The 3,595-nt window shown below is 58.0% G+C and carries 5 protein-coding genes; 3 read left to right on the plus strand and 2 right to left on the minus strand.

Annotated elements, in window-relative coordinates; translation table 11 throughout:
* Positions 1 to 76: 76 nt before the first annotated feature.
* Positions 77 to 340: a hypothetical protein gene (locus H559_RS22935; RefSeq protein WP_028453048.1), complete on the minus strand. Its 264-nt coding sequence runs from the start codon at positions 338 to 340 to the stop codon at positions 77 to 79.
* 265 nt (positions 341 to 605) lie between these two features.
* On the opposite strand from H559_RS22935, the gene H559_RS23415 reads away from it, so the two are divergent.
* A complete protein-coding gene (locus H559_RS23415; RefSeq protein WP_001260374.1) occupies positions 606 to 734 on the plus strand; it encodes a type VI secretion protein in 129 nt (42 codons plus the stop codon).
* A gap of 55 nt (positions 735 to 789) precedes the next feature.
* Here H559_RS23415 and tet(C) read toward each other — a convergent pair whose 3' ends face one another.
* Positions 790 to 1,980: a tetracycline efflux MFS transporter Tet(C) gene (gene tet(C) / locus H559_RS0113080; protein ID WP_001297013.1), complete on the minus strand. Its 1,191-nt coding sequence runs from the start codon at positions 1,978 to 1,980 to the stop codon at positions 790 to 792.
* 92 nt (positions 1,981 to 2,072) lie between these two features.
* On the opposite strand from tet(C), the gene tetR(C) reads away from it, so the two are divergent.
* The gene (gene tetR(C) / locus H559_RS0113085) at positions 2,073 to 2,732 is read left to right on the plus strand and encodes a tetracycline resistance transcriptional repressor TetR(C) (RefSeq protein ID WP_001038045.1); all 660 of its coding nucleotides are present in this window, start codon (positions 2,073 to 2,075) and stop codon (positions 2,730 to 2,732) included.
* A complete protein-coding gene (locus H559_RS23420; protein ID WP_061342203.1) occupies positions 2,719 to 3,033 on the plus strand; it encodes a helix-turn-helix domain-containing protein in 315 nt (104 codons plus the stop codon). The genes tetR(C) and H559_RS23420 overlap by 14 nt, the downstream gene beginning before the upstream one ends.
* Positions 3,034 to 3,595 lie beyond the last annotated feature (562 nt).

Consider the following 3,595-nt stretch of genomic DNA (forward strand, 5'->3'; position numbering starts at 1 on the left):
CCTGGGCGAAATGCGCCTGGTAAGCAGAGTTTTTGAAATGTAAGGCCTTTGAATAAGACAAAAGGCTGCCTCATCGCTAACTTTGCAACAGTGCCCTCAGGGTCAATGCCAGCGCTTCGTTAATACAGATGTAGGTGTTCCACAGGGTAGCCAGCAGCATCCTGCGATGCAGATCCGGAACATAATGGTGCAGGGCGCTGACTTCCGGTGCCAGCAGATATTTTGGCAGTTTGCCTTGGATCAGAGCCATCTGACGCAGGGCTAGTGCAGCCGGATAGTCAATAGCTACCGGCAGCGGTGCGGACTGTTGTAACTCAGAATAAGAAATGAGGCCGCTCATGGCGTTGACTCTCAGTCATAGTATCGTGGTATCACCGGTTGGTTCCACTCTCTGTTGCGGGCAACTTCAGCAGCACGTAGGGGACTTCCGCGTTTCCAGACTTTACGAAACACGGAAACCGAAGACCATTCATGTTGTTGCTCAGGTCGCAGACGTTTTGCAGCAGCAGTCGCTTCACGTTCGCTCGCGTATCGGTGATTCATTCTGCTAACCAGTAAGGCAACCCCGCCAGCCTAGCCGGGTCCTCAACGACAGGAGCACGATCATGCGCACCCGTGGCCAGGACCCAACGCTGCCCGAGATGCGCCGCGTGCGGCTGCTGGAGATGGCGGACGCGATGGATATGTTCTGCCAAGGGTTGGTTTGCGCATTCACAGTTCTCCGCAAGAATTGATTGGCTCCAATTCTTGGAGTGGTGAATCCGTTAGCGAGGTGCCGCCGGCTTCCATTCAGGTCGAGGTGGCCCGGCTCCATGCACCGCGACGCAACGCGGGGAGGCAGACAAGGTATAGGGCGGCGCCTACAATCCATGCCAACCCGTTCCATGTGCTCGCCGAGGCGGCATAAATCGCCGTGACGATCAGCGGTCCAATGATCGAAGTTAGGCTGGTAAGAGCCGCGAGCGATCCTTGAAGCTGTCCCTGATGGTCGTCATCTACCTGCCTGGACAGCATGGCCTGCAACGCGGGCATCCCGATGCCGCCGGAAGCGAGAAGAATCATAATGGGGAAGGCCATCCAGCCTCGCGTCGCGAACGCCAGCAAGACGTAGCCCAGCGCGTCGGCCGCCATGCCGGCGATAATGGCCTGCTTCTCGCCGAAACGTTTGGTGGCGGGACCAGTGACGAAGGCTTGAGCGAGGGCGTGCAAGATTCCGAATACCGCAAGCGACAGGCCGATCATCGTCGCGCTCCAGCGAAAGCGGTCCTCGCCGAAAATGACCCAGAGCGCTGCCGGCACCTGTCCTACGAGTTGCATGATAAAGAAGACAGTCATAAGTGCGGCGACGATAGTCATGCCCCGCGCCCACCGGAAGGAGCTGACTGGGTTGAAGGCTCTCAAGGGCATCGGTCGACGCTCTCCCTTATGCGACTCCTGCATTAGGAAGCAGCCCAGTAGTAGGTTGAGGCCGTTGAGCACCGCCGCCGCAAGGAATGGTGCATGCAAGGAGATGGCGCCCAACAGTCCCCCGGCCACGGGGCCTGCCACCATACCCACGCCGAAACAAGCGCTCATGAGCCCGAAGTGGCGAGCCCGATCTTCCCCATCGGTGATGTCGGCGATATAGGCGCCAGCAACCGCACCTGTGGCGCCGGTGATGCCGGCCACGATGCGTCCGGCGTAGAGGATCCACAGGACGGGTGTGGTCGCCATGATCGCGTAGTCGATAGTGGCTCCAAGTAGCGAAGCGAGCAGGACTGGGCGGCGGCCAAAGCGGTCGGACAGTGCTCCGAGAACGGGTGCGCATAGAAATTGCATCAACGCATATAGCGCTAGCAGCACGCCATAGTGACTGGCGATGCTGTCGGAATGGACGATATCCCGCAAGAGGCCCGGCAGTACCGGCATAACCAAGCCTATGCCTACAGCATCCAGGGTGACGGTGCCGAGGATGACGATGAGCGCATTGTTAGATTTCATACACGGTGCCTGACTGCGTTAGCAATTTAACTGTGATAAACTACCGCATTAAAGCTTATCGATGATAAGCTGTCAAACATGAGAATTCGCGAATGAACAAGCTCCAACGCGAGGCCGTGATCCGAACCGCGCTCGAACTGCTTAACGACGTGGGCATGGAAGGTCTAACGACGCGCCGACTGGCTGAGCGCCTCGGGGTGCAACAGCCAGCGCTCTACTGGCATTTCAAGAACAAGCGTGCGTTGCTCGACGCACTTGCCGAAGCCATGCTGACGATAAATCACACGCATTCGACGCCAAGGGATGACGACGACTGGCGTTCGTTCCTGAAGGGCAATGCATGCAGTTTTCGACGGGCGTTGCTCGCTTATCGCGATGGCGCGCGTATTCATGCCGGGACGCGGCCAGCCGCGCCGCAGATGGAAAAAGCCGACGCGCAGCTTCGCTTCCTTTGCGATGCTGGCTTTTCGGCAGGTGACGCGACCTATGCGTTGATGGCAATCAGCTACTTCACCGTCGGCGCTGTTCTTGAGCAGCAAGCTAGCGAGGCAGACGCCGAGGAGCGGGGCGAAGATCAGTTGACCACCTCAGCGTCTACGATGCCGGCGCGCCTACAGAGCGCGATGAAAATCGTCTACGAAGGCGGTCCGGACGCGGCATTCGAGCGAGGCCTGGCTCTCATCATCGGCGGTCTTGAAAAAATGAGGCTCACTACGAACGACATTGAGGTGCTGAAGAATGTTGACGAATGACAGGGGGCGGCAGGTGCGGAGGGCGCGGTTGCTTCGTCATATGAAGCAAAGTCACCTAGCTGAATTAATGGGTGTGGATCAGGCAACCGTGTCGCGCTGGGAGCGGGGCACCCTTGCATTGTCGGATGGGAGGTGGTCAGCGGTTCTTCAATTGCTTACCGGGCCTTCCGATTCATCGTACGACGCTGCGCTGAAGCGTCTGGTGCAATCCTCCGCCCACAAAGTCCATCTGGTAGCGACCGGACACATTGTTTGCTCGCGGCATCTCCGGCCAGGCAAAGGGAATTGCGGATTGACCTAGCCGAACTCCTTGGTAAATCGCTGCGTGTTTATGCGTCCCCGAGATAGTTGCGGCCGACTCTGCGCTTAATGGGCTCGGTTGGCATGAGGGGCGGCTGGGGTCACTCGAGGTGGATACCGGCCCGAACTGGAGCGAGGAACTTCCATACTGCCAAGGCGAATGCTGTGGGAGCGCATCATGCTCGCTGATGGTAGCCCGGCACTACTTGTTACCACCACAGCTTAATGCGAAGGGTGCTCCTGTTCTTGTGCATATTTTATGCGCTGCTGATTGTGCATCGAACTGATAACCTCAACGGGTCTGCTTTGTAGTTCACCACACCCCTGACGCGCGCGTGCCGGATAAGCAGAACTATGGTGCCGATGGATGTCAGGAACACTCGGCCTGGTTCGTAACTAGGTCGTCCTGCGCGATCCTGCGGCTAGGGCCGGAATCGTGCTCGCCAGTCAGGCGCTGATGAAGCCTATGGGCACTGTTGCAAATAGTCGGTGGTGATAAACTTATCATCCCCTTTTGCTGATGGAGCTGCACATGAACCCATTCAAAGGCCGGCATTTTCAGC

Source organism: Chitinilyticum aquatile DSM 21506 (genome assembly GCF_000430805.1).
Lineage (GTDB): Bacteria > Pseudomonadota > Gammaproteobacteria > Burkholderiales > Chitinibacteraceae > Chitinilyticum > Chitinilyticum aquatile.